The 25,109-nt window shown below is 38.4% G+C and carries 19 protein-coding genes and 1 pseudogene; 9 read left to right on the top strand and 11 right to left on the bottom strand.

The features are described from left to right. The first annotated feature begins 119 nt into the window (after window positions 1–119). Window positions 120–1,097, top strand: a complete 978-nt coding sequence (gene gshB, locus RIV7116_RS04700; protein WP_015117121.1) for a glutathione synthase — start codon at window positions 120–122, stop codon at window positions 1,095–1,097. Between the two features lie 295 nt (window positions 1,098–1,392). Here gshB and ftsZ read toward each other — a convergent pair whose 3' ends face one another. Both ftsZ and RIV7116_RS04690 read right to left on the bottom strand, forming a co-directional pair. Further along, a complete protein-coding gene (gene ftsZ / locus RIV7116_RS04695) occupies window positions 1,393–2,700 on the bottom strand; it encodes a cell division protein FtsZ (RefSeq protein ID WP_083894116.1) in 1,308 nt (435 codons plus the stop codon). A 1,012-nt stretch (window positions 2,701–3,712) separates the two neighbouring features. After that, on the bottom strand, window positions 3,713–4,546 hold the full coding sequence (locus tag RIV7116_RS04690) for a cell division protein FtsQ/DivIB (protein WP_015117119.1): 834 nt from the start codon (window positions 4,544–4,546) through the stop codon (window positions 3,713–3,715). A 996-nt stretch (window positions 4,547–5,542) separates the two neighbouring features. On the opposite strand from RIV7116_RS04690, the gene RIV7116_RS04685 reads away from it, so the two are divergent. Continuing rightward, on the top strand, window positions 5,543–6,898 hold the full coding sequence (locus RIV7116_RS04685; RefSeq protein WP_044291502.1) for an ATP-binding protein: 1,356 nt from the start codon (window positions 5,543–5,545) through the stop codon (window positions 6,896–6,898). Between the two features lie 573 nt (window positions 6,899–7,471). Further along, a complete protein-coding gene (locus RIV7116_RS04680) occupies window positions 7,472–12,634 on the top strand; it encodes a hypothetical protein (RefSeq protein WP_015117117.1) in 5,163 nt (1,720 codons plus the stop codon). A gap of 64 nt (window positions 12,635–12,698) precedes the next feature. Here RIV7116_RS04680 and RIV7116_RS04675 read toward each other — a convergent pair whose 3' ends face one another. Continuing rightward, on the bottom strand, window positions 12,699–13,010 hold the full coding sequence (locus RIV7116_RS04675; RefSeq protein ID WP_015117116.1) for a hypothetical protein: 312 nt from the start codon (window positions 13,008–13,010) through the stop codon (window positions 12,699–12,701). Between the two features lie 940 nt (window positions 13,011–13,950). Between RIV7116_RS04675 and RIV7116_RS04670 the strand changes: the two genes are divergently transcribed. Beyond that, window positions 13,951–14,790 carry a photosystem II manganese-stabilizing polypeptide gene (locus tag RIV7116_RS04670; protein ID WP_015117115.1) on the top strand — a complete coding sequence of 280 codons (840 nt, stop codon included), beginning with the start codon at window positions 13,951–13,953 and terminating at the stop codon, window positions 14,788–14,790. A 484-nt stretch (window positions 14,791–15,274) separates the two neighbouring features. Here RIV7116_RS04670 and RIV7116_RS37340 read toward each other — a convergent pair whose 3' ends face one another. Further along, the gene (locus RIV7116_RS37340) at window positions 15,275–15,403 is read right to left on the bottom strand and encodes a hypothetical protein (protein ID WP_015117114.1); all 129 of its coding nucleotides are present in this window, start codon (window positions 15,401–15,403) and stop codon (window positions 15,275–15,277) included. Window positions 15,404–15,599: 196 nt separating this feature from the next. On the opposite strand from RIV7116_RS37340, the gene RIV7116_RS04665 reads away from it, so the two are divergent. From RIV7116_RS04665 to psaI, 5 genes are all read left to right on the top strand, one after another. Beyond that, the gene (locus RIV7116_RS04665; RefSeq protein WP_015117113.1) at window positions 15,600–16,379 is read left to right on the top strand and encodes an RNA polymerase sigma factor SigF; all 780 of its coding nucleotides are present in this window, start codon (window positions 15,600–15,602) and stop codon (window positions 16,377–16,379) included. A gap of 143 nt (window positions 16,380–16,522) precedes the next feature. Next, entirely contained in the window at window positions 16,523–17,467 is a 945-nt protein-coding gene (locus RIV7116_RS04660; RefSeq protein WP_015117112.1) for a hypothetical protein, read from the top strand. Between the two features lie 156 nt (window positions 17,468–17,623). Next, window positions 17,624–17,869 carry a hypothetical protein gene (locus tag RIV7116_RS04655; RefSeq protein WP_015117111.1) on the top strand — a complete coding sequence of 82 codons (246 nt, stop codon included), beginning with the start codon at window positions 17,624–17,626 and terminating at the stop codon, window positions 17,867–17,869. A gap of 749 nt (window positions 17,870–18,618) precedes the next feature. Beyond that, window positions 18,619–21,525 (top strand): hypothetical protein, encoded by a 2,907-nt coding sequence (locus tag RIV7116_RS36805; protein WP_015117110.1) that lies wholly within the window; start codon window positions 18,619–18,621, stop codon window positions 21,523–21,525. Between the two features lie 179 nt (window positions 21,526–21,704). After that, on the top strand, window positions 21,705–21,815 hold the full coding sequence (psaI, locus tag RIV7116_RS34715) for a photosystem I reaction center subunit VIII (RefSeq protein ID WP_015117109.1): 111 nt from the start codon (window positions 21,705–21,707) through the stop codon (window positions 21,813–21,815). Window positions 21,816–22,207: 392 nt separating this feature from the next. Here psaI and RIV7116_RS04640 read toward each other — a convergent pair whose 3' ends face one another. The 7 genes and pseudogenes from RIV7116_RS04640 to RIV7116_RS34700 form a co-directional block, all read right to left on the bottom strand. Then, complete coding sequence (locus RIV7116_RS04640; RefSeq protein WP_015117108.1) at window positions 22,208–22,327, bottom strand: photosystem II reaction center protein J; 120 nt, start codon at window positions 22,325–22,327, stop codon at window positions 22,208–22,210. Between the two features lie 86 nt (window positions 22,328–22,413). Beyond that, entirely contained in the window at window positions 22,414–22,533 is a 120-nt protein-coding gene (locus RIV7116_RS34710) for a photosystem II reaction center protein L (RefSeq protein WP_083894040.1), read from the bottom strand. A gap of 9 nt (window positions 22,534–22,542) precedes the next feature. Further along, window positions 22,543–22,680 (bottom strand): cytochrome b559 subunit beta, encoded by a 138-nt coding sequence (gene psbF, locus RIV7116_RS34705; protein WP_015117107.1) that lies wholly within the window; start codon window positions 22,678–22,680, stop codon window positions 22,543–22,545. Between the two features lie 9 nt (window positions 22,681–22,689). Beyond that, on the bottom strand, window positions 22,690–22,938 hold the full coding sequence (psbE, locus tag RIV7116_RS04635; protein ID WP_015117106.1) for a cytochrome b559 subunit alpha: 249 nt from the start codon (window positions 22,936–22,938) through the stop codon (window positions 22,690–22,692). Between the two features lie 218 nt (window positions 22,939–23,156). Next, on the bottom strand, window positions 23,157–24,167 hold the full coding sequence (locus RIV7116_RS04630; RefSeq protein WP_044291499.1) for a photosynthesis system II assembly factor Ycf48: 1,011 nt from the start codon (window positions 24,165–24,167) through the stop codon (window positions 23,157–23,159). Between the two features lie 111 nt (window positions 24,168–24,278). Further along, window positions 24,279–24,623, bottom strand: coding sequence for a rubredoxin (locus tag RIV7116_RS04625; RefSeq protein WP_015117104.1), 345 nt, complete (start codon window positions 24,621–24,623; stop codon window positions 24,279–24,281). A gap of 255 nt (window positions 24,624–24,878) precedes the next feature. Next, window positions 24,879–25,070, bottom strand: a pseudogene (locus RIV7116_RS34700) (zinc ribbon domain-containing protein); the annotation flags it as partial. Window positions 25,071–25,109 lie beyond the last annotated feature (39 nt).

Below are 25,109 nucleotides of genomic sequence, written 5' to 3'. Positions count from 1 at the left end.
TTGCCAATTTTGCAAGCTTACGGCAAATCTATCAATCTCAAAGTGAAACGGTATTACACAAAGGAGGGATAATTTTAGATGAATCACATTTTTTTTGAAGGGTAAATCGAGGCAATCCCGTGAAACTGGCTTTTATTATCGATCCCATCCAGAATTTAGACCCATCTCATGATACTAGCGTTGCCATGATGGAAGCAGCATGTATTTTGGGTCATGAAGTTTGGATAACTCAAGCTGGGGAGCTAAGTATCGTAGATAGTAATGCTTGGGCACATCTCCAACGAGTAGAAATCATTCCGGTTGAGTTAACTGACGCGGGCTACAAAGCTGCAAATCCTTGGTACGAATTAGGCGAGAAAATTAATTGCAGCTTGGAAACTATGGATGCCGTGTTTATGCGGACAGATCCACCAGTCAATGACATTTATCTTTACGCCACCTATATTTTGGACTATATCGACCAAAGTAAAACTTTGGTTGTTAATACTCCTAAAGGTATCCGAGATGCTAATGAAAAAATGTATGCACTCCAGTTTACCGAAGCTATTCCAGAAACCATTGTGAGTGCCGATAAAAATTTAATTCGACAGTTTGTAGAAAATAAAGAAGCTGCGGTTCTCAAACCACTGGGGAACAAGGCAGGAGAAGGAATTTTATTTTTAGAAAAGGGCGATCGCAATTTTAATTCGATAGTGGAACTTAGTACTCTACGAGGAAAAGTACCAGTAATGCTACAAACCTTCTTACCGGAAGCCAAGCAAGGAGACAAACGAATTATCATCATCGACGGCGAACCAGTCGGAGCGCTTAATCGTCTTTCTGCTCCCGGAGAATTCCGTAACAATATGGCTGCTGGGGGCACGGTTGCCAGGACTGAAATTACTTCTAGAGAACGAGAAATCTGTACTCAATTAGCTTCCACCCTCAGAAAAGACGGCTTAATTTTCGTAGGTATTGATGTAATTGGCGGGTATCTGACTGAAGTCAACGTTACTAGCCCTACAGGTATTCGCGAAATTGATCGGTTTAGCAATACAAACTTGGGCAAAAAGTTTATTCAGTGGGTAGAAGAAGCGGTAAAAAATTCGACGCAATAAATAAATCAGTATTTAAAGTTCGTTATTAGCAGTGTTACACCCTGGAAAAAAAGGTGAAATAAAAAGCCAAATCACAAACCATTGAAAAATTAACAAAACCGATCGCAAAACTTAAAGATACCTTCGCGAAATTTAGACATAGCAGGATTTATCGCCAACTATGAGTGCAGCGATTGAGACCTTTTTTGTTAACAGTAGTTTTCTGCGGATCTCCCCGAAAGATAAATACTGGAATTATGGGAGGCAATGAATTGAAAGAATACTCGAAAGCCCCCGTTTTCCGATACCTATACTGCTAGTTATTGGGATTACGGCGTTTTTGCAGAAATGGAGGAATCTCCAATCCGGGTTTTTGTTTTGGTTCGGCTTGGGGTTGTTTGGGAGAATTAGCACCTGTTGATGATGGTTGTGGCATCTGTCGCCGTTGCTGTGGTGTTTGGGGAGTAACCACTCGATTGTTAGGAGTTGCACTTTGCTGTTGCCTTTCTTGAATTTCACCAGTAAAGCCGGTAGCAATTACGGTAATTCTCACTTCTCCTTCCAGCCTGTCATCAATCACTGCCCCAAAAATAATATTGGCATTGGGATCTACAACTTCATAAATTGCTTCTGCGGCTGCATTCACTTCATGTAAAGTCAAATCGCTACCACCAGTGATATTGAATACAACACCCCTAGCACCTTCAATAGAACATTCTAGTAAAGGCGAAGAAATTGCGGCGATTGCGGCTTCCCGAGAACGGGACTTGCCAGAACCAATACCAATTCCCATCAAAGCAGAACCAGCATCTGCCATCACGGCTCGCACGTCGGCAAAGTCAACGTTAACTAAACCCGGAATTGTAATGATATCGGATATGCCTTGTACACCTTGGCGCAATACATCATCTGCATAACGGAAAGCTTCTTGTACGGGTGTTTGCTCGGGAATCACTTCCAAAAGTTTATTATTGGGAATGATTATTAAAGTATCTACACGGCTTTTCAAAGCTTCAACGCCTTGCTCTGCTTGAGTAGTCCGGCGGCGACCTTCAAATACGAACGGACGAGTAACTACACCGACTGTTAAGGCACCCATTTCTTTGGCGACTTCAGCAACAACCGATGCCGCACCTGTACCGGTACCGCCTCCCATCCCAGCAGTAATAAATACTAAATCGGCTCCTTCTAAAGCCGTAGCAATTTCATCTCTCGATTCTTCTGCTGCTTTTTGACCGATGGCAGGATTACCACCTGCACCCAAACCGCGCGTTAGCTTTTGTCCGATTTGCAAGCGACAAGGAGCCGCAGCCATCGTTAAAGCTTGAGCATCGGTGTTAATTGACCAAAATTCGACTCCACTCAAATCCGAAGCAATCATCCGGTTGACGGCATTCCCGCCACCACCACCGACACCAATTACTTTAATATTGGCGACTCTGCCAGGAATAATATCCCCAACAGGGTTTTCATCAGGAGAATGGTTATTATCGCCGTTTTGACCCAAACTGAGCCCAGAATGACCAAAAGGGTTATTGGTACTGATTCCTGCTAGCGAGATTCCTTGCTGTCCGGGAGACTGCGAGTTTTTATAAGTAAGCCCTTGGTTATTATCAAGTGTCATTGGATTTACGTGCATTCAGATAAACGACTTTTAGGGGTCACAATTTCCGCAAAAATAATGTGCAGGCTTTTTGAAAGATGCCACTTGGCTACCCGAATTTACTAATTTACCAAGCCTGCCCATTATTTTAAGGTTCTATATTAGGGTGCGATCTACCCGCTCGCGTCAACTCTAGATAAACACTCTTGTGGGATTTGCGCTCAAGAATGTTATTACTATTTTGTTAAATTCTCCAATCAGGCGCAGGATTGAGAGCGCGAAGCGTATTTTGATTGGCAATCGCCAATATGAGCGCGACCGACAACTAATTCTAAAGAAGTATACTTAATATTTACTTAAAGAAAGAACTGCATAAGTCAAAGCTGACTTTACTATCTTTACTTGTTATTAGCTTCATATATGCTTGCTTGCTCCTCCTTGTTATTTTTAATGTATATTGGTCATCAATTTTACAACTAATAGTGTTTGTTTTTGTTTGTTTGTAGCCATAAATACTGGTTTTTTTTGGAAACACTGAAATTAATTAAACAAGTAAAACACTGACGTAAGTGTGTAGATGATGGGGTAACATTCTTTTATCAAAAAGTATTGCAAGTTATGAGAACATAAATTATCTTCATGCAAAAGAAGTTTGTAACTCCTAACTTTACTTTCTTTTTGTATAACTGTTTGCATAGGCGAGGATGACGCGTCCGTTTGCTGTTAACGGTAAATCCTATATATTATCGTAGGCTCTTCAAGGAACGCCTATTTTTGGCTGGGAACGCCATCATCTGCTAATTGTCTTACATCTTGCACCCTTGAACTTAAGCGTAACTACAACATCAAAAGAGTTTATACTCCCCAAGGGAAGGTTTTTGATTATTTTCGGCAAAGAATACGATGAACCCAAAGCCAAATCAATTGTGCTATTGGTCGCTCCTAAAACAACAATCATTAATATATATTTATCAGCATAAATCTTATTAATAAACCAGGAGTATTTTATACATTCGCGTCCAATAGTTGGTTTTTAATTATTTTGAGAATTAATTTGCACTGTTTTATGGTTCATCTGTACCAATATAGTCTCTGTATTAGATAAATCTATAAACTCAATTTGATTCATATTTACTTGTGCTGGTAAACGACGGATTTTTGCTAATAGTTTAATCTTTTCAGGTAACTTAGATGCAGGATTTCCAATATGCACCAAACCTAATTCTGTTCTTAAAATTATATTATTTGGGTCTCGGCAATCAACTTGCATCACAGCAACTGAACTTTTGCTTACTGCTTGATAAAGCTGTTTCCAAAAAGGACGGCACTGTTTTAATTCACCAATTAGTTCTAGTAGTGGTAATTCATCTTCTCGAATTGATTTGTAGTTTTCTAAGGACACCCAAGCACCATTTATGTCCACTAATCCACGAATTGGTTTTTTAGCATTAGAATTAACACTGCCAGGAGTTTGAGTAATTGCCACTGGGATGATTTCAGATACCTCAACTTTTAATCCCGGTGGAAACACCCTGCGAGTTACGGATGCTCGTGTAATACCTGGTTGCTGCTTTAAAGAGGCGCTCAAACTACTTGGTTCAACCCGCCACAAAGACTTGGGATAAGATAATTTTATTTTTGACTGTATCGCTTCATCAGAAAGCAAATGATTTCCGGAAACAGTAATATCTTTCTGGCTTTTGAGTACCCATATTGGTTGAATCAAAAACCACAGCAAACCAACCGCCAGCCCTGTAATGGCGAAGCTACGCCAAATCGCACTAATAATTTGTATTTGTCTGTTACGGCGTAGTTTTTCGCGACGTACTTCTAAGTCGGTGGAGGAAACTGATAATATTTCCGGCATTTAAACCTCTTCGTGCAAGATTGGAGTTGAAGTTGTTGAATGAAGATGAATAAATTATTTGAAGTCAAATTTTTTTTAATGGACAAGCAAAAAAATTGCATTTCTCCTAAAGCTTTTCAGGGATATTCACTCTTGTGAGATCCAAAAAATCAAATGTCCCACCGTTTTATCAATATTCCGGACAAAACTTAAGATGTGGAGCATCACCTTTGGGGCTGATAACAACGGTAGGAGATTTTATTATTCGTAAGTGCCTTATAGCAAAAGCACTGCCAATCTAAAGTACATATGAACCATAATTTGACTTTACTGTAATGTCTTCACCAGTAATAAATTTACCTGTTGACGTATTGCTTATAGTAAGCAATAACACTATAGTTATAGGCTTTATTGAGATTTTTTTTTGACGACCGGACAATTTATATTTTGGTTATGCCTAATGTAGTCTTTTTACTTTAGAGCGACATTTATTTTCAAGTCAAAGGGCTACAAATAATACGAAAATATGATGGCAAAATTATCAGTATGCTACCCAAACCATTAATAGCTAAACGCATATCGTTTTTTTGACAGTTAAATTATTGGTCGATAATTAAATCCCCAATTATACATGGCTAAGCTTTACTGTATCGAAGACTAACATTAACTTATTTCTTCTCAGAAAGAAATAGTATATATACTCAAAGCAGCTTGACGTTTCCTCTGAAAAATGATATGCATGATTTGCTACAATTAATACTTAAGTGCAAAACAAGTTTTTGTATAAAGCGGCTTTTTATACTAAAAGTAACTAAGCGGTTTGATACAAAAGAGTTATAGTTGAAGCCACGTATTTTTGTCAAAAGTTTGCCGATGCCGCTATAACAATACAAATACGTGTTCTCCAGCATCAGGGAAAAATAATTGACCAGAGCTTCAAATTTGCTTGAAACCCAAGCAAAACAAGCGCAAGCAGTGCTTGAGTTGATGGTTGATACTTATATGAACTGCATCTACATGAAAACTAAACTAAATTTGTCAAAGTTTTTTAAAGCCTGTAATCCTAGTAGAACTCTGGTTATAGGCGACGATTCCGATAGAAAGTACTACATAGATTTTTCCGAAGTAAGGGGTTGCAAAATAGTAGAAGAACTGCAACGAACAATTGTCCGTATTTCCCCCGATGAACCTACCTGTCAATTATTTACAGGTCATATTGGCTGCGGTAAGTCAACTGAGCTACAGCGTCTCAAAGCAGAATTAGAACAATCCGGATTTCATGTAGTTTATTTTGAGTCCAGCCAGGATTTGGACATGGCGGATATAGATGTCAGCGATATTTTGTTGAGTGTAGCCCGCCAAGTTAGCGCCAGTTTAGAAGAAATTAACATTAAGTTAAAGCCTGGTTATTTTAGTAATTTATTCAAAGAAATAGGAGAATTTCTGCAAACTCCAATAGATATTTCCGCAGAAGCTGAATTTTCCCTAGGTATTGCCAAAATCAGTGCTAAAGCCAAAGATAGTCCGCAGTTGCGCTCCCAGCTTAGACAATATCTTGAACCTCGTACCAACAGCATTTTGCAAGCGATTAATGAAGAGGTGTTGGACAAAGCTACCAAACAGCTACAGTTGAGGGGACAAAAAGGATTAGTTGTAATTATTGACAACTTGGATAGAGTTGATATGCGCCCGATGCCATCAGGACGATCGCAACCGGAATATTTGTTTATTGACAGGGGCGAACAGTTACGTCGGCTTAAATGTCATGTGGTTTATACAATTCCATTGGCGTTGATTTTTTCTGGTGAATACGAAACGTTGAAAAATCGTTTGGGTGGTGGTATTGCGCCTAAAGTGCTGCCGATGGTGTTGGTACGTCAAAGGGATGGTGACGACTGCAAACCGGGAATGACTCTTTTACGTCAGTTAGTGTTAGCCAGAGCATTTCCAGAAGCTGCACCGGACATCAGGTTGAGATTAATTAATGAAATATTCGATAGTTCGGAAACTTTAGACCGTTTGTGTAGAGTCAGTGGCGGTCATATTCGTAATTTATTGGGATTGCTTTACAGTTGTTTGCAACGGCAAGATCCTCCCTTCGAGCGTTCTTGTTTAGAAGCAGTCATCAAAGATTATCGCGATGATTTACTTCTAGCTATCGATGACGAAGAGTGGCAATTGCTTTATGAAGTTGTGAATCAGCAAACTGTTAAAGGTGAATCTGAATATCAGAGATTGCTGAGAAGTATGTTTGTTTTTGAATATCGAGATGTTAAGGGACGCTGGTTCGGTATTAGTCCGGCACTATCGGAAACTGAAAAAGTCCTCAGTTGGGAAAATTCTGAATACAAGATTCCAGCAACTTTTTCTTAAGACTAATATTAATTACTAAATATTGCTGATTGAATATTCATTATTTGCGTCAAAGCTTGTTTTAAGCTTTTTCATGAATGTAAAAAGTGAAAAAGAGAAGCTTGAAAGCAAAATTTTTAAGTAATTTAGTCAGAAAAAATCAACCAACAATGAATTAAAAATCTTATCCAAGATTTATTGTTGAAAATTTTTAATTGAAAGCATTAATTAGAATAATTAATCAAATTTGGTCAAGAAAAATATTTTTCTGCCGGACTTAGCCGCACTCTTCCGGGTGAAAACAAGCAAACTCAAATTTTACGAAACATCATCGGATTGTCTGCTGGATTCTTAGATTAAAGCAAGCTGCATATTTTTATCGCTGCTGTTAATCTAAAATCCCAAGTTTTAAATTTCAAATCGAATTGATCTACAATTTCCGCAAAAAAAATGGGGCTTTAGACTCTAATCTGAGAAAAAGGACAGACTTGTATATTGTAAACGCCGGGAAAAAACTAATTAATTTGTTTTCAAGCCTGCCCCATTTTTTAGGTTCCATCTCGTGACACAACCTCAAATAAAAATTTTGCAGCTATGAGCGAAAATACAAATCTCACGGATATCGCTATTTCTAATCAGCATTCCTTGAAAAGATTAATCCGGGCAATTGCACTATCAAGAGGTCAATTTTCTCTGATTCTTGTGCGGTGTAATTACACGGAGTTGTGCAAGCAAGTATTAGACAATATTCGCTCGCAAACCAAAGATGTAAATTTACGGGAGGTATTTCTATCTCCATCAACCACCACTTTACACAACACCATAGTCTCGGAACTATTTTTGGATATACCTGCTGTAAAGACAGATTGCTTGCCGACAGCAGTAATGGTATTTGGCTTAGAGTCAGTAACTAACTTAGAAGATTTACTCACCGGGATTAATCAAGCACGAGATATATATGCCGATACTTTTTCTTTTCCCATAGTTTTGTGGCTTAAAGATGAAGTTGGAACATCACTGTCACGATTTGCCCCCGATTTCAAAAGTTGGGCAGCAACGACAATTAAATTTGAAATGGCTGCTCCGGATTTAGTCACTCTTATCCAACAGCAGACACAAGCTTTGTTTGACAAGGTTATAGATGCAGGAGCGCAAAAGTTTTTATCTAATGCTGCTTTACTTTTAGATCCAAAATCGCAGCAGCGTCGAGAAATTGAATCCGCCCGTAACGATTTGCTTCGGCTTTATGAAATCAAGCTCGAACCGCAACTAGAAGCAAGTTTAGAATTTGTTCTCGGACGCGATAACTACGTCAACGACAACATTGACGCAGCTCTATGCCATTACCAGCGCAGTCTAGAACTGTGGGAAGAAGAAATAAAAAGTAATTCTTTATCTGCCCTAATTGGCAATAAGGAACAGGAAACAAACAATAGTGATTTCTCTTCTACTCATCCCCCCCTCTTCTCTCTCATACGTCAAGCTGTAGTCATGTTCCATCTGGGACTTTGTTACCGACGCTTGGCAGACTTACAACCTGCTGCCAATATTAGCTTTTGGCAAAATGCTTTGAATTGGTTTAAGCAATGCTTAGATATATTTGAAAAAACCAACAGAAAAGATTTGAGTGCCAAATTTATCTTTCCAGCCTGTGAGGTGCTTGAACGGTTGCAGCAGTGGGATGATTTATCACAGTTAGCTTCCTATTCTTTGCAGTTGCATTCCTCCGAAGGTAATAAAACCTTAGTGGCTCAAGATTATGGATTTCTATGTGTTGTAGCTACTTCTAAATCTGATTGGGTGCAAGCACATGAATTAGCAAATACAGCTCTTTCAATTGCAGAGGAAGTTCCAGAAGTATCCCGCCAACAAGAAAGTTGGTATCTGTTATTACTAGGACGTACTTTACGAAATTTGGGTGAATGGGACGAAGCTGTCAATACTTTGGAATGGGCTAAAGTTGTTTGCGAAGCTCAATACGAACCATCTTTATACCTAGAAATTGTTGAAGAATTGCGCTCGCTTTATTTCTGCGAACGTCACGACTACTTAGAAGCTTTTAAACTTAAACGAGAAAAGATTCAGATTGAACATCAGTACGGATTTCGCGCTTTTATCGGTGCTAGTCAATTGCAGCCACAGCGCTATAGAATTAATCCAGTTTTACAGCCGCAAAAAATTTCATCTACTCCCGATCAAGTTGCTCAAGAAATTGCTGCTTCGGGGAGGCACCAAGATGTACATAATTTGTTGGCAAAAATGACTCGTGCCGACTGTAAACTCACAGTTGTTCACGGTCCTTCTGGGGTAGGTAAAAGCTCAATTATCAAAGCAGGGCTAGTTCCAGCATTAAAACAAAATGCAATTGGGGAACGCATGGCTTTACCGATTGTTCTATCTGTTTATACTGATTGGATCACAGCTTTAGGTCGTAGTTTAAATCAGGTTATTGCTCGTACTTCTATATCGTTAGCGATAGACATCACAGTTGAAGTAATTTTAGAAAAACTACGGCTGCTAGCAGAAAATAATTACACTGTAATTTTGATTTTTGACCAGTTAGAAGAGTTTTTCTTTGTCAAACAGGATACGCCTCAAAGAATTGAATTTTACAAATTTTTTAATAAATGTCTGAATATTCCCTTTGTTAAAATTATTCTTTCATTGCGGGAAGATTATCTGCATTATTTATTAGAATTCGAGCGTTTAAGCTACTTAGAGCCAGAAGAATCGCATGATTTAGGAGTAATCAATAAAAATATTCTTGATAAGAATATCCGCTACTACTTAGGCAAGTTTACTTGCCAAGATGCTAATAGTATTATCCATAGTTTGACAGAACGCTCTCATTACCAATTAAGTGATGAATTAATTAACAAATTAGTCACAGATTTGGCGGGAGAAACTCGCCAAGTACATCCTATAGAGCTACAAATTGTCGGCGCTCAATTAGAAGCACAAAATATTACTACATTAGGAGAATATCAACGCAGTGGTGGTTCTGAGAAGTTAGTCCAACACTGGTTAGAAAAAGTTATTTACGATTGCGGTCAAGAAAACGAACAATTAAGCTGGAAATTACTGTTTGAATTAACTGATGAAAAGGGTACGCGACCTCTTAAAACTAAGGCAGAGTTGGTTACGGCTATTTTTAAAGAACAAGATACCTACAAGGAAGAAGCAGAAAGCTCTCAACCAGATAATTTTTTAATTAATATGAATCAAACTTCTGGTTCTGCTTTCTCTACAAACTTTGACCAATCTCGCGCTAGTAATGATGAAGAAACTCAGGATCGCTTTATGCATTCCTACAATGTCAGTACCTTAGAGTTGATTTTAGAAATCCTTGTAGGAAGCGGTTTAGTATTGCGAGTTCTTCAAGAGTCTGGAGAGCGTTATCAGTTAGTTCACGATTATCTAGTTAAACCCATTCGCGTTCGTAATGACTATGGAATTATTGCCGAACTAGAAAAAATCCGCTTTGAAAAAACTAAGGCAGAAGTAGCTCAAAAATTATCGCAGCAAAAGCTCAATTCTATGCTTCAACGGCGACTCCGAGAAGCACGTCTAGCTGGTTTCGCTCTAGCAGTTATGTCCTCGACGATTGGAGGTTTGTGGTGGCAAGCTGATTTGCAAAAGAAAGCTGCCATTAGTCAAAGTTTACGCGCCGAGCGTAGCGAAAACAACTTCAAAATTGGTGCCATCACTGCCGCTTCTGAAGCTTTGTTTGCTTCCAACAAAGAGTTTGATGCTTTAGTTGAAAGTTTACGTGCTTGGAGAAAGTTAAAAAGGGGGCATGGAATTCAACCGGATACTCGGATGCGAGTTGTTACGGCTTTACAACAAGCAGTTTATGGAGTATCCGAAGTAAACCGTTTAGAAGGACATTCAGATATTGTTTGGGATGTTGCTTTTAGTCCCGATGGTAATTTATTAGCGTCGGGTAGTCGAGATCGAAATGTGAAAATATGGCGTACTAATGGTAGTTTGTTACAAACTTTAAAAGCACATGAGGAAAGTATTACCAGTTTGACTTTTAGTCCCGATGGCAGCCTGCTTGCTTCTGCAAGTCGCGATAAAACTGTAAAAATATGGCGCAAGAATCCCGCAACGGGAGAATTTGATTGGCAACCCGCAACAACTTTGAATCATGGTGATTGGGTTGATAAAGTTAGCTTTAGCCCCGATGGTGAATTATTAGTCACTGGCAGCAAAGACGAAACTGTAAAAATCTGGCACAGAGACGGTAAATTATTAAAAATTCTTCGGGGACATCAAGGTTGGGTTAATTGGGTAACTTTTAGCCCTGACGGTCAGTTTATTGCTTCTGCCAGCGATGATAATACCGTGAAAATATGGAGTAGAAATGGTCGTTTAATAACTACTTTACCCGGTCATCAAGAAGGCATAACTGTTGTTAACTTTAGTCCAGACAGCAAAATATTAGCCTCTGCTGGTAGAAATGGGGTTGTGAAACTGTGGCGACGCGAACAAAAAGACGGTGAAAACAGTTTTATATATCGTGCTTATAAAAATTTAGAGCATCACACCGGTACGATTTGGAGTCTGAATTTTGATTCAAAAGGCGAAAAGCTGGCTTCAGCAGGAGATGACAATACTATTAATCTTACTGATATTAGTACTGGTAAGGTACTTAAAACTTTTAAAGGTCATAGTGATGCTGTAGTAAGCGTATCATTCAGCCCCGACGATAAATTCTTGGCATCGGCAAGTTATGACAAAAGTGTCAAACTTTGGAGTTTAAATCCTCCCAAATTACCTGTTTTACAAGGACATTCCGATCGGGTTCTAAGTGTTGCCTGGAGTCATAATAGTAACATTTTAGCTTCCAGCAGTCGCGATCGCACCGTAAAACTTTGGCAGCGACAACGTAAGAATAATGAATTCAAAACCCGTCTTTACAAAACTTTATTGGGGCATTCCGATCGAGTCACAAGCGTTAGCTTTAACCCCAAAGCTGCAATACTAGCATCGGCAAGCTACGACAAAACGATAAAACTTTGGCAGCAAGACGGGCAATTACTTAAAACTCTCAAAGGACATAGTGACAGTATAACGAGTATTAGTTTTAGTCCCGATGGTAAGTTACTCGCATCAGCCAGTAAGGATGAGACTGTAAAACTATGGAATCAACAAGGAAAACTGCTTAAAACTTTAAAAGGTCATCAAGGAAGGGTAAACAGCGTTCGTTTTAGCACTGATTCTCAATTTTTAGCTTCTGGTTCTGACGACCAAACTGTAAAATTGTGGCGACGAGATGGTGTGCTGCTAAAAACATTTTTACCTCACTCCGGATGGGTTTTAGGTGTGAGTTTTAGTCCCAGCGATAACTTGCTTGCTTCTGCTAGTTGGGACAATACTGTTAGATTATGGCGTTGGGATGGAACTTTACTAAAAACTTTATTAAAAGGTTATGGCGATAGCGTTAGTGGTGTTGCTTTCAGTCCCAATGGAGAGATTGTCGCTGCTGCTAGTTGGGATAGCACTGTCAAACTTTGGAGTAGTGAAGGAAAATTAATCAAAACCCTTAGCAAACATCAAGCACCTGTTTTAGATGTTAGCTTTAGTCCTGATGGTAAGACTTTAGCATCCGCTAGCGACGATAATACAATAGTTTTATGGAATTTAGACCTTAAATACTTGCTAGCAAAGGGTTGTCACTGGGTAGGTAATTATCTCCAGTACAACCGTAATGTTGATGGACGCGATCGCAAGCTTTGTAAGGGTATCACTTAAGCTTTTAGAAAATCCTCATCAAAAGCGCGATCAAATCTTGAGGAATTAACAAATAAATTTAATTTTAGCTTTCTTCTTCGGCAATAGTTTCTAAATTCACCATTAAATTTTGAATCCTCATACGTTCAATATAAGGCCATCCTCCTTCTGCTTCAATATCTTTTAACAGAGAGTATAGTGCCTGACGATTTGATGGCAAGTTTTCTTGAAAAATACCGTCTCTTACTTGTCTATGCAATTTTTCTAACTGTCTGAGCAATGCCAAAATTTCTAAAATATCCCCTTGAGAAAGAACAGAATATTCGTGAATTGCATCTGTGATTTCTTGTAATTTGTAAGATAATTTATCGGAATCGGGACTTTTGCCGTTACTCATAATATTGTTATTTAATTATTGAATCAACTTTATCGATCGCATATTAATCATCCTAACTTTGGATAACTATAGCAACGACAGCGTTAAATAGTGAAGACGGTATATTCAAAATATGATCGGCAACGATAAATATTTTAATTGCGATTAAATTATATTATGCAACAGCTATCTTAATATTTTGAAACATTTTCTCTACGAAGTCACTTAGTATTAAGATACAAGACATTTGCAATATATAAGCGTTACTTTGTCAACCCCCGCTACAAAAATAATCCTTTTAATGCAAATTTATATAGTCTAATCTTTAAATATTTTGTAGTAATGTTAAGAAATGTATAGAAAATAGATAGTGAAGTGCATTTGAGAATTAAGACACTATCAAAGGTAGATTGTTTTTTAATATTCTCTGTTTGGGCGGAACATTAATTTACAAAGTTGTGAGAGAATGAGACTGACTCAAATACAAAATTTCATACTAAGCGTTTTTGAAGGAGAACTACAAAATTTTCAGTCATAACATAACTATAAAAAATATTTACTTTGCGTCTTCGTGCTAGCTTGAATTAGCCAACTGCGAATTATAAAACTACCTTGCTTAGGCTCGATTTAATTTTTGACAAGTATCTTATCAAGATGGTGGTTGGGATGTTATATAAAAGTTAGTTTACTTTTGTATTTTCTGGAATCTTGCACCTTTCATGTGACTTAACAAAGTTCTTGATGGGATTTTTAAGTTTGAAAGGTAAGGGTCAAGAATAATTTTTGACCTTTAACTTTTGGTGATTGTTTGTCTCGAAATATTATGAATTAGAGACTTAAAAATGGCAAAGCATAGAAGCTAGAGTAGTTACTCTAAGCTTGATAATCGGAAACGTTAAACTACGCAATCGTTTTTTGGTTTAACAACTAAGAATAATAATTTTTGACATTGAGGTTAATTATGAAGTATCGCGCTTTAATTGCTGGGTTAATGGCTGTATTGTTGGGCTTATTGACAGCTTGCAGCGACGGTTCGGATATGGCTAGTGGTGATGCTAGAGATTTACTTACCTATGAAGATATTAGAGGTACTGGCTTAGCGAATAAATGTCCTCTGCTTTCTGAAACCAGTCGTGGTTCCATCGCCATCGATTCGAGCCAATCGTACCAAATTAAAGAACTTTGCATTGAACCTACCGCTTACTTTGTTAAAGAAGAACCCCTCAACAAAAGACAAGAAGCAGAATTTATTGGTGCGAGACAGTTGACTCGTAAAACTTCATCTCTCGACCAAATTCAAGGAGATTTGAAAGTTAACCAAGATGGTAGCTTAACTTTTGAAGAGAAAGATGGTTTTGACTTCCAAGCTATTACCGTACAACTTCCCGGTGGAGAACAAGTTCCTTTCTTGTTTACCGTAAAGGACTTAGTTGCTCAAACACAACCCGATTTAACTAGCATTAATACTTCAACTGATTTTGAAGGAGATTTTAAAGTTCCTTCTTATCGTGGTGCAACTTTCTTAGATCCTAAAGGTCGTGGTGTTGCTAGCGGTTACGATAATGCAGTAGCTTTACCTTCTCAAGCAGACAGTGAAGAATTAAGACGCGCTAACGTTAAGCGTGTGGAGAGTGGTAACGGTCATATTTCTTTGAATGTTGCAAAAGTTGATAGTGAGACCGGTGAAATTGCTGGTACTTTTGTCAGCGATCAGCCTTCGGATACTGACTTAGGTGCAGGTGAAGCTCTAGATGTAAAAGTTCGCGGTTTATTCTACGCTCGTGTTGAGCCAGTATCATAATTTCCCTAAATTTACTGTTTCAATTAATGAGATTTGAACTTAGGCAGCTTCCATAGTAATTGCTGATTGATTTCATAAATTTAAAGGGCGAAAAGCCCTTTTTTTATGAATTAGTAGAGCTTTTATTATTGCTTATTCTCTACTGAAGACTCTTGATTGAGCATGATAAGCATGGCTTTAGCCAAAATTTATATAATCTCGCTTTTTTTATAGCAGCTTTTTAAATCATCTATTTATATAGCTTTGTGTAAATTTTTTATTTATTATCTTCTTGAATAATTTTTTTTAAATAAGTACTTTCTCCCTTATAAATTATTTATTAAACTACTCGATTATTTTGCCGCAGCTTTTACCCGTAATTTAACCAGAATTCTAAGAAAACAAATTACGTAATAATTCGGTTTCAATTTCCTATCATAATTGTATATTTTTTTATATATAGGCTATCAGCTACCACATAAATAAAAGATGCAAATAGCTATCTTTAATATGCCAATAATTTTCCAGCAGATTGAATTTGAACCAGCGCCCAAGCGCCATCGGAACTTTCAACTATCCCTCTGGAAATCTTCTGCGATACGGAAATCAAACTAGCTATTGTATTAGGTTGCATTATTTGATTGCCCTACTGCTTTAAAACCCGTTCTTTCAATCAGCCCTTGCAATTCATAGTCTAATAATCAACCGTTATTGATCCTCAATAGCGGAGGATACGCTCGCGACTAGCTCAGTATAAATACGCTTTTCGTGCATCTTTTGCAGTAACAATTATCTAATTTAAATACTTATTTATTAATCATCAAGGTGTCATGTCCACTACCTTACTCACGAAAGAACTGAAGCATGAAATTTGGCAGTTATTGCGAGAATATCAGCAATCTCAGTCAGCCGAAGTTCGTAACAAACTGGTAAAGCTTAATTTTGGACTTGTGAGAAAAGAGGCTTACTACTGGATAAATCAATGCCACGAAAGTTTCGATGACTTACTACAAGTCGGTTGTCTGGGCTTAATTCGTGCTATTGAAAGATTTGATATCTCTAAAGGTCATGCCTTTAGTTCCTTTGCAATTCCATATATTCGCGGTGAAATTCAGCATTACCTCCGAGATAAAGGTGTGACTGTAAGAATACCAAGGCGTTGGCTGGCAATACAGCAGCAGTCGGCAGGAGTTTCTCGTTCTTTGCGAGAAAAATATAATCGTCAGCCTACCGACTCGGAAGTAGCCGCAGCATTGTCTATTTCTCTTGAAGAATGGCAAGAAATTAAATTAGCCTGGGTAAATCGCGCTCCTTTAAGCTTAGATGTACCTGTATACGATGGAGACGAGGGTTCGGCTAGTTTGGCAGAGTTGGTTCCCGATCATAGCTACCGTAGCTTTCAACTCGCACAAGAAGACCAATTACGCTTGCAACAAGCGTTACTTCAGCTAGAAAATCGTACTCGTCAAGTTTTGGAATTTGTATTTTTACACGATTTAACGCAAAAGCAAGTGGCTGAAAGACTTGGTATCAGCGTAGTTACAGTTTCTCGTAGAGTCAAAAAAGGGCTTAATTCCCTCAAACACCTAATGGTTTCAGCAGAGGATTAGTGAAACATCTATAACGCTGTATAAAATAATTCTCAATCTGAAAAAATTAGGTTATAACTGTATCAGATTTCACTTTTGATAAAACTTTCAATCAAATTGATTTCATTTATTCAAAATTATCTGTCTTCTCTTGAGAATGGCTAATGGGTAGACGTTTAACAATCACAATTGCATCTATTTTTGCTTTGGCGATCGCCGGGTGTTCTGGTGAAGAGGAACAAGTAGAGACTGTTGCTCCCGCCCCCAACGAAACGGCTGAAAATAACCAAGGCAAGACTGAAAACTTTAAAGATCCGGTGGTGCCAGCTACGCAAAGTCCTACTGTTGCAAAGGCTCCTTCGACTTTAATTCAACCGACTAATCCTACAGAGCGAGTGGGAGTAGTATCTAAAGGGCGTAGCGACCCATTTGAAGGTATCATAGCTCCTGTAAAGTTTGCGACTAAAAAGCCTGAAGGTTCTACTATAAACAAGCCGAAAAAAGCCGTTCCTGTATTGCCTCCTTTACCGTCTTCTAGTAGAAGAATTGCATCTAGACGACGTCCCCGCAGTGCAGTCATTTCTGCTACTACCGGAGGAAGTTCAAGAAATACTGTCAGAAATTCCAGTTCGGGCAGGGCTATTCCAAAAAAACCCCCAACAATAGTAAAAAAACCTAATTCTAACCTGAATCCGGGTCGCGCAGCTTCAGTTCCAGTTGTACCCAAAGTGTTGCCTGGGGTAATACCACAACCAGATCTCGCATCTGTTTTACCACCGCCACCACAACCGAAGTTAGCTCAAGCTGTTTTAGTTTCGGGTGTAATTCAAGTAGGAAATCGTCCTCAAGCAATCATTAAAGTACCCAGCGAACCGACTAGTCGCTACGTTCAAGCGGGACAAAGATTAGCAAGTGGACTACTTGTTAAAAGAATTGAAATGAACGAAGGTTCCGAGCCAGTTGTTGTTTTAGAACAATATGGTATTGAAGTAGCGAGAATGGTTGGAGAGGCAGCTATGGGAGCGAGTGAACCAGCCACGGCTTCTACAGAAAATTCTGTTTCAACATTACCACCGTTACCAAAATCTACATCTATTGGGGCTTCATAAATTTACTTCTAGATTTCTTCGTTTTAAACTATTAACTGAAAGGCAATTAAAGATGGAACTTTAGTTAAGCCTGATAGATAATATTTAATCGTGGTAGGTTAACTGTAATTCATTCCTTTGTTCTTTAAAGAGATTTTTTACAGGGTAAGTGAAAATATGAATACAAGGGAAAAAGTTGTATTTGCTGGTTTACCTTTGACAGTCTACAGAGAGATTGCGGCTCATTTAGGAACTGTTACTGGCATAGAAGTAGAATTAATTCCTCAAACTTCCCAAGAATTTGACTACAACCAAAGCCAAGTCTATGGTTTATGGATTGACTATAGTTCAAATTCTAATTTGCAAACCAGGCAATGGGTAAAGCAGATCCTGGATTACTATCAGCATCGCTATGATGTCTAATAGCTAGTTCTTTACAAATAAATGATTGTAATTAAAACCTCTCTTCTTTTTAGTTGAGAGGGTTTTGCATTGTCTAAAATACCTTGAATTTTTTATCTTATATCATTTCTGGTAAAACACCTAGCTGAATCTAATCAAACCTAGCTTTTCTAGGACAAATAGCAAGGAAGAAGTCAGAGGGAAGAAGAGACAAGAATTGTAACCATTAATCAATGCTAAATAAATATATAAGTTAAATGCGTAGCAGCTTATCTTATCTGGGTATAAATATAAATACGATATAAATACGATTCTGTTTTTATGAGAGTGCAGGTTTTCTCATAAAGGTACTAACTGTGAATTCAGCTTAATTGTACTTAAATCCTGCTCTAATGTAAGCAGCCACACATAAGGACACAAGCAGCATTACAGAGATTCTTAACCTTGCTTGAGGCGAATAACGTCACATCTGTTATTTACTGGAATTGAACTGTATCCAAACCATCTGAGCAAAACTAACACCGACCGGGAATAGTAAAAAATTGGCCGTTCGGTCATTGTAGTAAACTGCTAAAATAGCAACTCAATAAAAGGTTTAAAGACTAATAATAATTATAATGTTAATCTAATTACACTTAAAGCCAGCATAAAATTATGTTTTAATCAAAACAACAATTTATGCAACCAAATACAGATACAGTGCGGTAAACTTGCAAGCAAGATAGTGCAAATAATACCACGACTGCTATCAGTTTTAGGCATCACTCACAATGGAACAGTGGCAATTTCTGATACAGAAAGAAGGCGAACGTACTTGGCATCCTTTAGAGAAGCCAAGCATAGAAATTATGGAAGGTCGGTATCGAGTAGTTGCTCGTTCCAACCGTATTAATACCGACGTAGAGGTACGGGTAATTCACTCTTCTCCGTCCGAGGTTCCACCCAGACGGCGCATTCAAAAGCGAAGACGACGTATCAATTCCGAAGGTTTGATGGCTGTAATTCCATTTACCTATCTCAAGTCAGGAATTTGGGAATTACAATGCTCTGGCGATTTAATGTCCGATCTTTTAGGTGCGTCTTGGCAATACACCGTGAGTCTGGCTGTTATACCTTATCAATTAGAGGCAAAGGTTGTTTCTAAAAAAACGGATCGTAATTTAGAGAGCCAGCATAAAGTTGACAGCACGGACAAAAAAACGAATCAAACTAAATCTAAAATCAAAGATGTTAAATCTAGCCGTTATTCTTTAACTTCATCTAATGATATAAAAACTAACGATGCTGGGTTAATATCTTCTATATCGATAGAAGCTGCTAATAAGGCAAGTTCGGTTCGCTCAACAGGAAAAATAAGTGCAAATCGTGGCAATACAGCCAAAAAAAGTTCTTTAGATAGATCCAGCAGCGATAATAAAGAAAAATTACGAGATTCGCTCAAAGCTGCTGTAGAGAAAAAAAAGGCTGTTAGCAAAAAGCCCCCTGGAAAATCGAATCAAGATACTGTACCTAGTGGGAAAAATGAGCAAAAGATAACAGACTCTGCTCGATTGTCACCGGAAAAAGCTGTTGAGACTTCATCATCTCGAAAACAGCCAGCAAAGTCTAATGCCATCTCAAATAAAGCCGTTAACAAAAAATCTGCTCAAGAATCTTTAGAAAAATCTAAAGCTAAATTAAATAAAAGCGTTAGTAAAAAATCAGTTCAAACATCATCGAACAAGCCAAAAACCTCAAACAAAAAAGACGTTAGCAAACAACCTTCTCGGCAAGAGATTACAGCTATAGTTGAGCAAAATTCTAGTCCAGTAAGAGTTAAAGGGGATACGGCAGAACAGATTCTACAAAATTTGATGGAGTTAGCTTTACCGTCTTCGGAACCTTTACTTCCCGATGACAGTATTGAAGATAACCTTAAAGTTCCTCCACCTTTACCATTACTAATAACTTTAGATAAAAATAGCTTTGTTGCTAGTTGGGGAAGCACAATTACACTACAAGGAAAGGTTGCTGCTAAAGAAACAACACAGCAAATTAACCCGATTACGAAGGCTGAAATACAAATTGAACTGAGATCGCCGCAAAATTCCCAACTGTTACAATCTTTTCGTCTACCCAACCCCAATAAATCCCTACCGTTTGCAATTGCGATTTTAATTAATATTCCCGAAGAATGCGATTCTAAGTTAATTCTGGGAGAAGTTAAGTTATACGGGGCACTTTCAAATCAAGAAGTTGTAGAATTATTAGCAAGTCAATCTTTTACGATTACGGCAGAAATTAAAGAACTATTAGCGATTACTGTTGCTAATCCTAAAGGTGAATTAGAAAAGTTTGCTTATTCCACAGCGGAATTATCTGCACGAAATACACCTCAAACTTTAGAAGAGTCTGCATCATCTCTAGATTTAGAACTTTTTAACTTAGTAAAAGCAGTGAAGCCGGAAGAACAGTCGGTAAAAGGAGTACCATCGACTAAAAAATCTCTTCCACCTCGTATAGATGCTCGAAAGCTTCGTAGAAAGGTAGCAACAAATTCACTAAAGTTACCAAGCGTGCCTGGTTATCAAGAGAAAATTGATGAATATATTAACAATGGATATATCGAAGCTGTTTCTAGCTGTGCTGCTACAGATACAAGTTTTCCTTACTTACGAAAGTCAAAGCCAATAAATAGTTGTACCATTGAAGCCGATGCAAATGTTTACGATACAGAAGAATCAGCATACACGAGCGTTGTCGATAATCAAAACATAACTGAAACATCACTTTCAGCCGATAATACTTCTCAAGCTGAATTAGTGGTGGATGAACTAAAAGAAGATAACTTTATAGAGTTTAAAGAATCAGCGACTCCAACAAATTCCGAATTTATCGCAGCGGAAAATCTTAATACATCTCCTTTAATTAGACAGTGGATGCTTTCTCAGGGATATTCCGTACCCGAACCTATTGACGTTGAATACGAAGATTACGATGTTGAGATAAGTCAGGGCATTTCTGTGCAGCAGCCTCCGCAGAGCGCAAACGCCCAAAGTAATGATAGTTCTCAAGCATTACACCAAGAGAAAGCGCAAGTTGATATACAAGCAACACCTTCTCCTTATTTATCTATTTCTACTTCCTCCCAATGGCAAGTAAATCAAATTGGAGCACCATCAAATCAAATCGATCAAGAAATTGTAGTAGAGGATACAGATATTTTTGCCGATAACATTTTGACAACTGAAAGTTCTGAATTGGATGAACCCCAAAAGCATCTTGCAGAAAATCCGTCAACCTCAGCACTGACAATAAGTCCTGATAAAATAGAAGAATTACCTACTCCCCAACTCTACATAGCAAAAAGAGAACTGGTCTCAGGTAAATCGTTGAATGTACGAATTCGTCTGCCACAGGGCAATTCTCATCTTGCTGTTAAATTGTGGCTAGAAGACTGCCATACAAGGCATTTACTTGATGGTCCTCACCTATTGACCAATTTGACACCGAATAAAAACCAAGAGTTGGAAATAGTCACTAAACTAAATATTCCTTTCGGTTGTTTAGAAATTCGCTTGGAAGCAATTGCTGTAAATACAAGTACTCTACAGGAAAGCCATAAATTTACCATCCAACGTACTGTAATACCTCCAGACTTACCTAACATTCAATTAGATGCAATGCTCGGCATGTAATAGAGAATAGTAAGCAATCAAAAAATAGGTTTTGAAGAGTGATTTAGGGCTTTTGATCACCACTAACCACTTTTGTGAAAAGACTTTGTGTTAAAAATATGTACAATTTTGCCTTATTAAGGCGCAAATTGCAGTAAGCTCGTGTTGAATTGTAATGCGATTTTATAGGAGGTTTTACTATGGCTGCATCTTTTCTGCCATCCGTCCTCGTTCCTTTAACTGGTCTTGTTTTTCCAGCTGTAACCATGGCATTTCTGCTGTTGTACATGGAACGCGATGATATCGGTTAAGTTTTGGCTTAAATAGATAACAGGCAGGAAGCTGTTCCACTTGAATTTAATACATTCTTATGGTAATTGCATCCTGCTCGTTTTTTTACCAAGCTTTTGCATTTTAAAATCGGTTTGTTGCTGTATGTCGGTTTTATATTGGAATGCGAAAAACTGTAATTGTAAAAATTATTTACGAGCATATTCGGGGAAGTGTAGCATCCCAAATTTGGTTTTTTAAGAATTAGGTTGCTTTTCGAGGAAGTCGCAAATAAAACTTAAAACTAAAGCTTAAAACTTTCAAATTCCCGCTCGTTAGCCCAACCTACGATTGATAAAAACCGCCCATCTAAAAAAGACGGACGGTTTTCAAATGCTAATTTCTAATCAAATATTAGAAAATCTGACTATTTTTAAATCGAAGAACCGACTCCAGCATAGGCACCATAAAAGAAAATGCCTAAAACAGTAATTACGCCCAATCCAGCGATTGTAGCAACAACCCACAGGGGAATTCTTCCGCCTCCAGACATGATATTAACTTGCCTCCTTAATCACAACATCGAGTAGCGTTAAATAAAAAATGATTAATTGATAGATTAATCTGTGCCCAGTTAACTTAGTTAAAGAAGTAACTGGAAAAAAGAATCCCTAGTACAAATACTAGTAGCAGTCCGAGGAACAGGGATGTTCTATTTAACTCTACCGGCTGATTATTGGTATTAGTATTTCTTTCCATGAAAAACTCCTAGCGTTGGATAAATTGCATCGCCGCGATCGCGCCTAAAAAGAACACGGTGGGTACTGCTAAAGTGTGAACCGCCAGCCATCTAACGGTAAAAATTGGATATTGTATTGGTTGGTTGATGTTATCTGAGCTTGTCATAATTTAAAACTAGTTTCCAGTAAATACGTCAACTTGATTTTTAGCTTCAAAACGATCGTTCACTAATGGCACTTCTTGCCTTTCCTGGGTGAAATAGGTATCTGGACGAGGGGTACCAAATGCATCGTATGCTAATCCGGTGCTTACAAACAACCAGCCTGCAATAAATAACGCAGGAATTGTGATGCTGTGGATTACCCAGTAACGAATACTAGTAATAATGTCTGAAAACGGACGTTCTCCGGTAGTTCCACTCATTTGCTTAACCTATCAAAACATCAAGTATGTGTTTATTATCCTACAAAGTTAAGAAAGAGTTACAAGTTGCAACAAATTCTCATAATTAATTCAGTTATCAGTTAGTCAGTTATCAGTTCTTCACCCAGAGGGTTATGGTTTTTTATCAATCACTGCTCACTGTATGTCCCTTTCGGGACACGCTTCGCTAAGACTGTTCACTGCTCACTGTTCACTGATTAAGCTGCGGATGACTCCGTTGACGGTGCAATATCAGGCTGATACTTCAATAAAAAGCCCCGATCTCCGATCACAAATCCTTTCTCGGGAGATAAGAAAACTACTTTGTAAAAATTTGTTGCGACATCTTCTACATCGCGATCCTTTTCCCAAGTTTGTCCTCCATCGCTGCTGTGGAGTAAGTTAGCGCTACCGCCACTGAGCCAAATTTCGGATGGAGTACGGTAAGCTAAATCGAGCAAACCCCAACTGGTTGATAGTTCTGGGTATTGAGCATCAAGCCATTCTTCTAAACTATTTGGTTCGCTAAATTGTACTTGTCCGCCTCTGGCTAACATCCACATTTGCCCATTTTGAGCAAAACCCATGTTTTCGACTTTGCGGGAACTGTTGCGGTTGTGCTGAACCCAAGCATTTTGTCCTGGTTCCCAAGTGGAGTAAAAGTTACCTTTACCGGAAACAGCAATGTATTTACCATCTTCGGAGCGTTCAATATTGCGGACAACTCCTACAGATTCTGCTACTTGTGCTTTCCAGTTTTTACCGCCATCTTCAGTTTTATATATTGCTCCGACATCGGTAGCCATTTCAGCTTTATTGTCACCAAAAGCCACGATATTAACTGGATTTCCGGGTAATTTTTCGCTTAAAGGAATGCTCGTCCAAGTTTTACCTTCATCGCTAGTGTGCAACAAAATGGAAGGTTCGGCGGCAATCCATCCTTCGTTTCCATGAAAATCAATTGCATTGAAACGGTAGTTTTCATCACCTACTTGCAAAACAATTGGATTCCAGGTTTCACCAGCATCTTTTGTTTCTAGAAGGGTCGCTTTATTGCCAACAATGAAACCATGATTGGGGTCATCAGTAAAAGCAATATCAAACAGTTTAGAGTCAGTAGGTAAGGAAATTACCTCCCAGGGGTTATAACTCATGGAAGGAACGCTACTGCAACCGAAACACATTAGAGCGATCGCCAACAGTGCTATTATTCGTCTTCCAATTTTCATAATTGGCAACATTTGTATCAGTTTACTTTTGATTAATTTTCTTAATTTACGTATTGAAAGCCTCGGTAGCTTGCAAGATAATTATGTATCCAGATTTACCAATTTAGCTTTTTACTTTAAGCCATATAGGCTGATAAAAAACAAGAAACCAAGAGCCAAAGCTCCGAAAATCAAGATATTTTTTTGGCCTGGTGTTAGTTTATTAACGCCAAGTCCATAGCCAAGATTTTCCGAAAAGCCGGAAGCAGTACCGGCAGGTCCGACGTTTTCAAATGCCTTCTTTTTCGCAGTACAAACCGGACAGCGCCAGGTTATAGGTAATTCTGCAAAAGCAGTATTTGCGGGAATATTATGACTATCGTCTCCTTTTTCCGGTTCGTAGACGTAACCGCAGGCACGACACTCATAACGATCTAACTCAGTAGTTTCAACAACTTGTTCGCTTTGTTCGCTCATAATGCCATTGGGGGCAAAGCTTAAATATACGTTAAAAATTATGACATAATTGGCGGGTATTTCTATGAAAAGCGAAAATTGACACTCCTCGTACCTTTAGATCGAGGATTCTTGCTTCCGTGACAATACTTGCTCAGCCAGGTTTTCACCCTTCGGGTTCGCTACTTTGCTTATGCCGGGGAACCCTTTCGGTAGTTGTTCATGGGGGAAACCCCCAAGACCACACTACCTCACCACCGCAAGTAGCTCACCAAGCTAAGTAGAGGTTTCATCTCCCCAAGCGTTTTCTGCACAAAGTGCAGTAGTTCCGGTATGCCCTACCGTACTAAGTCCGCGATGCAAAATATTTATAGCTGCATTTTCGTCTTTATCTAACACGCACCCACATTTACAGCCATGAGTTCGAGTAGATAGCGTTTTCTTGACAACCTCTCCACAGCTAGAGCAATTGTAATCAAATCTTTTAGTGGGTCTGTTTTCTAGGTT

It is taken from the genome of Rivularia sp. PCC 7116, from assembly GCF_000316665.1.
Classification (GTDB): domain Bacteria; phylum Cyanobacteriota; class Cyanobacteriia; order Cyanobacteriales; family Nostocaceae; genus Rivularia.
Note: the sequence above shows the minus strand (reverse complement) of the source record. Positions and strands in the feature narration are given on the sequence as shown.

Excerpts from the sequence above, each read along its gene's own strand:
- ftsZ (WP_083894116.1), bottom strand. The coding sequence starts at position 2,700 with ATGACACTTGATAATAACCAAGGGCTTACTTATAAAAACTCGCAGTCT.
- RIV7116_RS04690 (WP_015117119.1), bottom strand. The coding sequence starts at position 4,546 with ATGCCGGAAATATTATCAGTTTCCTCCACCGACTTAGAAGTACGTCGC.
- RIV7116_RS04685 (WP_044291502.1), top strand. The coding sequence starts at position 5,543 with ATGAAAACTAAACTAAATTTGTCAAAGTTTTTTAAAGCCTGTAATCCT.
- RIV7116_RS04680 (WP_015117117.1), top strand. The coding sequence starts at position 7,472 with ATGAGCGAAAATACAAATCTCACGGATATCGCTATTTCTAATCAGCAT.
- RIV7116_RS04675 (WP_015117116.1), bottom strand. The coding sequence starts at position 13,010 with ATGAGTAACGGCAAAAGTCCCGATTCCGATAAATTATCTTACAAATTA.
- RIV7116_RS04670 (WP_015117115.1), top strand. The coding sequence starts at position 13,951 with ATGAAGTATCGCGCTTTAATTGCTGGGTTAATGGCTGTATTGTTGGGC.
- RIV7116_RS37340 (WP_015117114.1), bottom strand. The coding sequence starts at position 15,403 with ATGCAACCTAATACAATAGCTAGTTTGATTTCCGTATCGCAGAAGATT.
- RIV7116_RS04665 (WP_015117113.1), top strand. The coding sequence starts at position 15,600 with ATGTCCACTACCTTACTCACGAAAGAACTGAAGCATGAAATTTGGCAG.
- RIV7116_RS04660 (WP_015117112.1), top strand. The coding sequence starts at position 16,523 with ATGGGTAGACGTTTAACAATCACAATTGCATCTATTTTTGCTTTGGCG.
- RIV7116_RS04655 (WP_015117111.1), top strand. The coding sequence starts at position 17,624 with ATGAATACAAGGGAAAAAGTTGTATTTGCTGGTTTACCTTTGACAGTC.
- RIV7116_RS36805 (WP_015117110.1), top strand. The coding sequence starts at position 18,619 with ATGGAACAGTGGCAATTTCTGATACAGAAAGAAGGCGAACGTACTTGG.
- psaI (WP_015117109.1), top strand. The coding sequence starts at position 21,705 with ATGGCTGCATCTTTTCTGCCATCCGTCCTCGTTCCTTTAACTGGTCTT.
- RIV7116_RS04640 (WP_015117108.1), bottom strand. The coding sequence starts at position 22,327 with ATGTCTGGAGGCGGAAGAATTCCCCTGTGGGTTGTTGCTACAATCGCT.
- RIV7116_RS34710 (WP_083894040.1), bottom strand. The coding sequence starts at position 22,533 with ATGGAAAGAAATACTAATACCAATAATCAGCCGGTAGAGTTAAATAGA.
- psbF (WP_015117107.1), bottom strand. The coding sequence starts at position 22,680 with ATGACAAGCTCAGATAACATCAACCAACCAATACAATATCCAATTTTT.
- psbE (WP_015117106.1), bottom strand. The coding sequence starts at position 22,938 with ATGAGTGGAACTACCGGAGAACGTCCGTTTTCAGACATTATTACTAGT.
- RIV7116_RS04630 (WP_044291499.1), bottom strand. The coding sequence starts at position 24,167 with ATGAAAATTGGAAGACGAATAATAGCACTGTTGGCGATCGCTCTAATG.
- RIV7116_RS04625 (WP_015117104.1), bottom strand. The coding sequence starts at position 24,623 with ATGAGCGAACAAAGCGAACAAGTTGTTGAAACTACTGAGTTAGATCGT.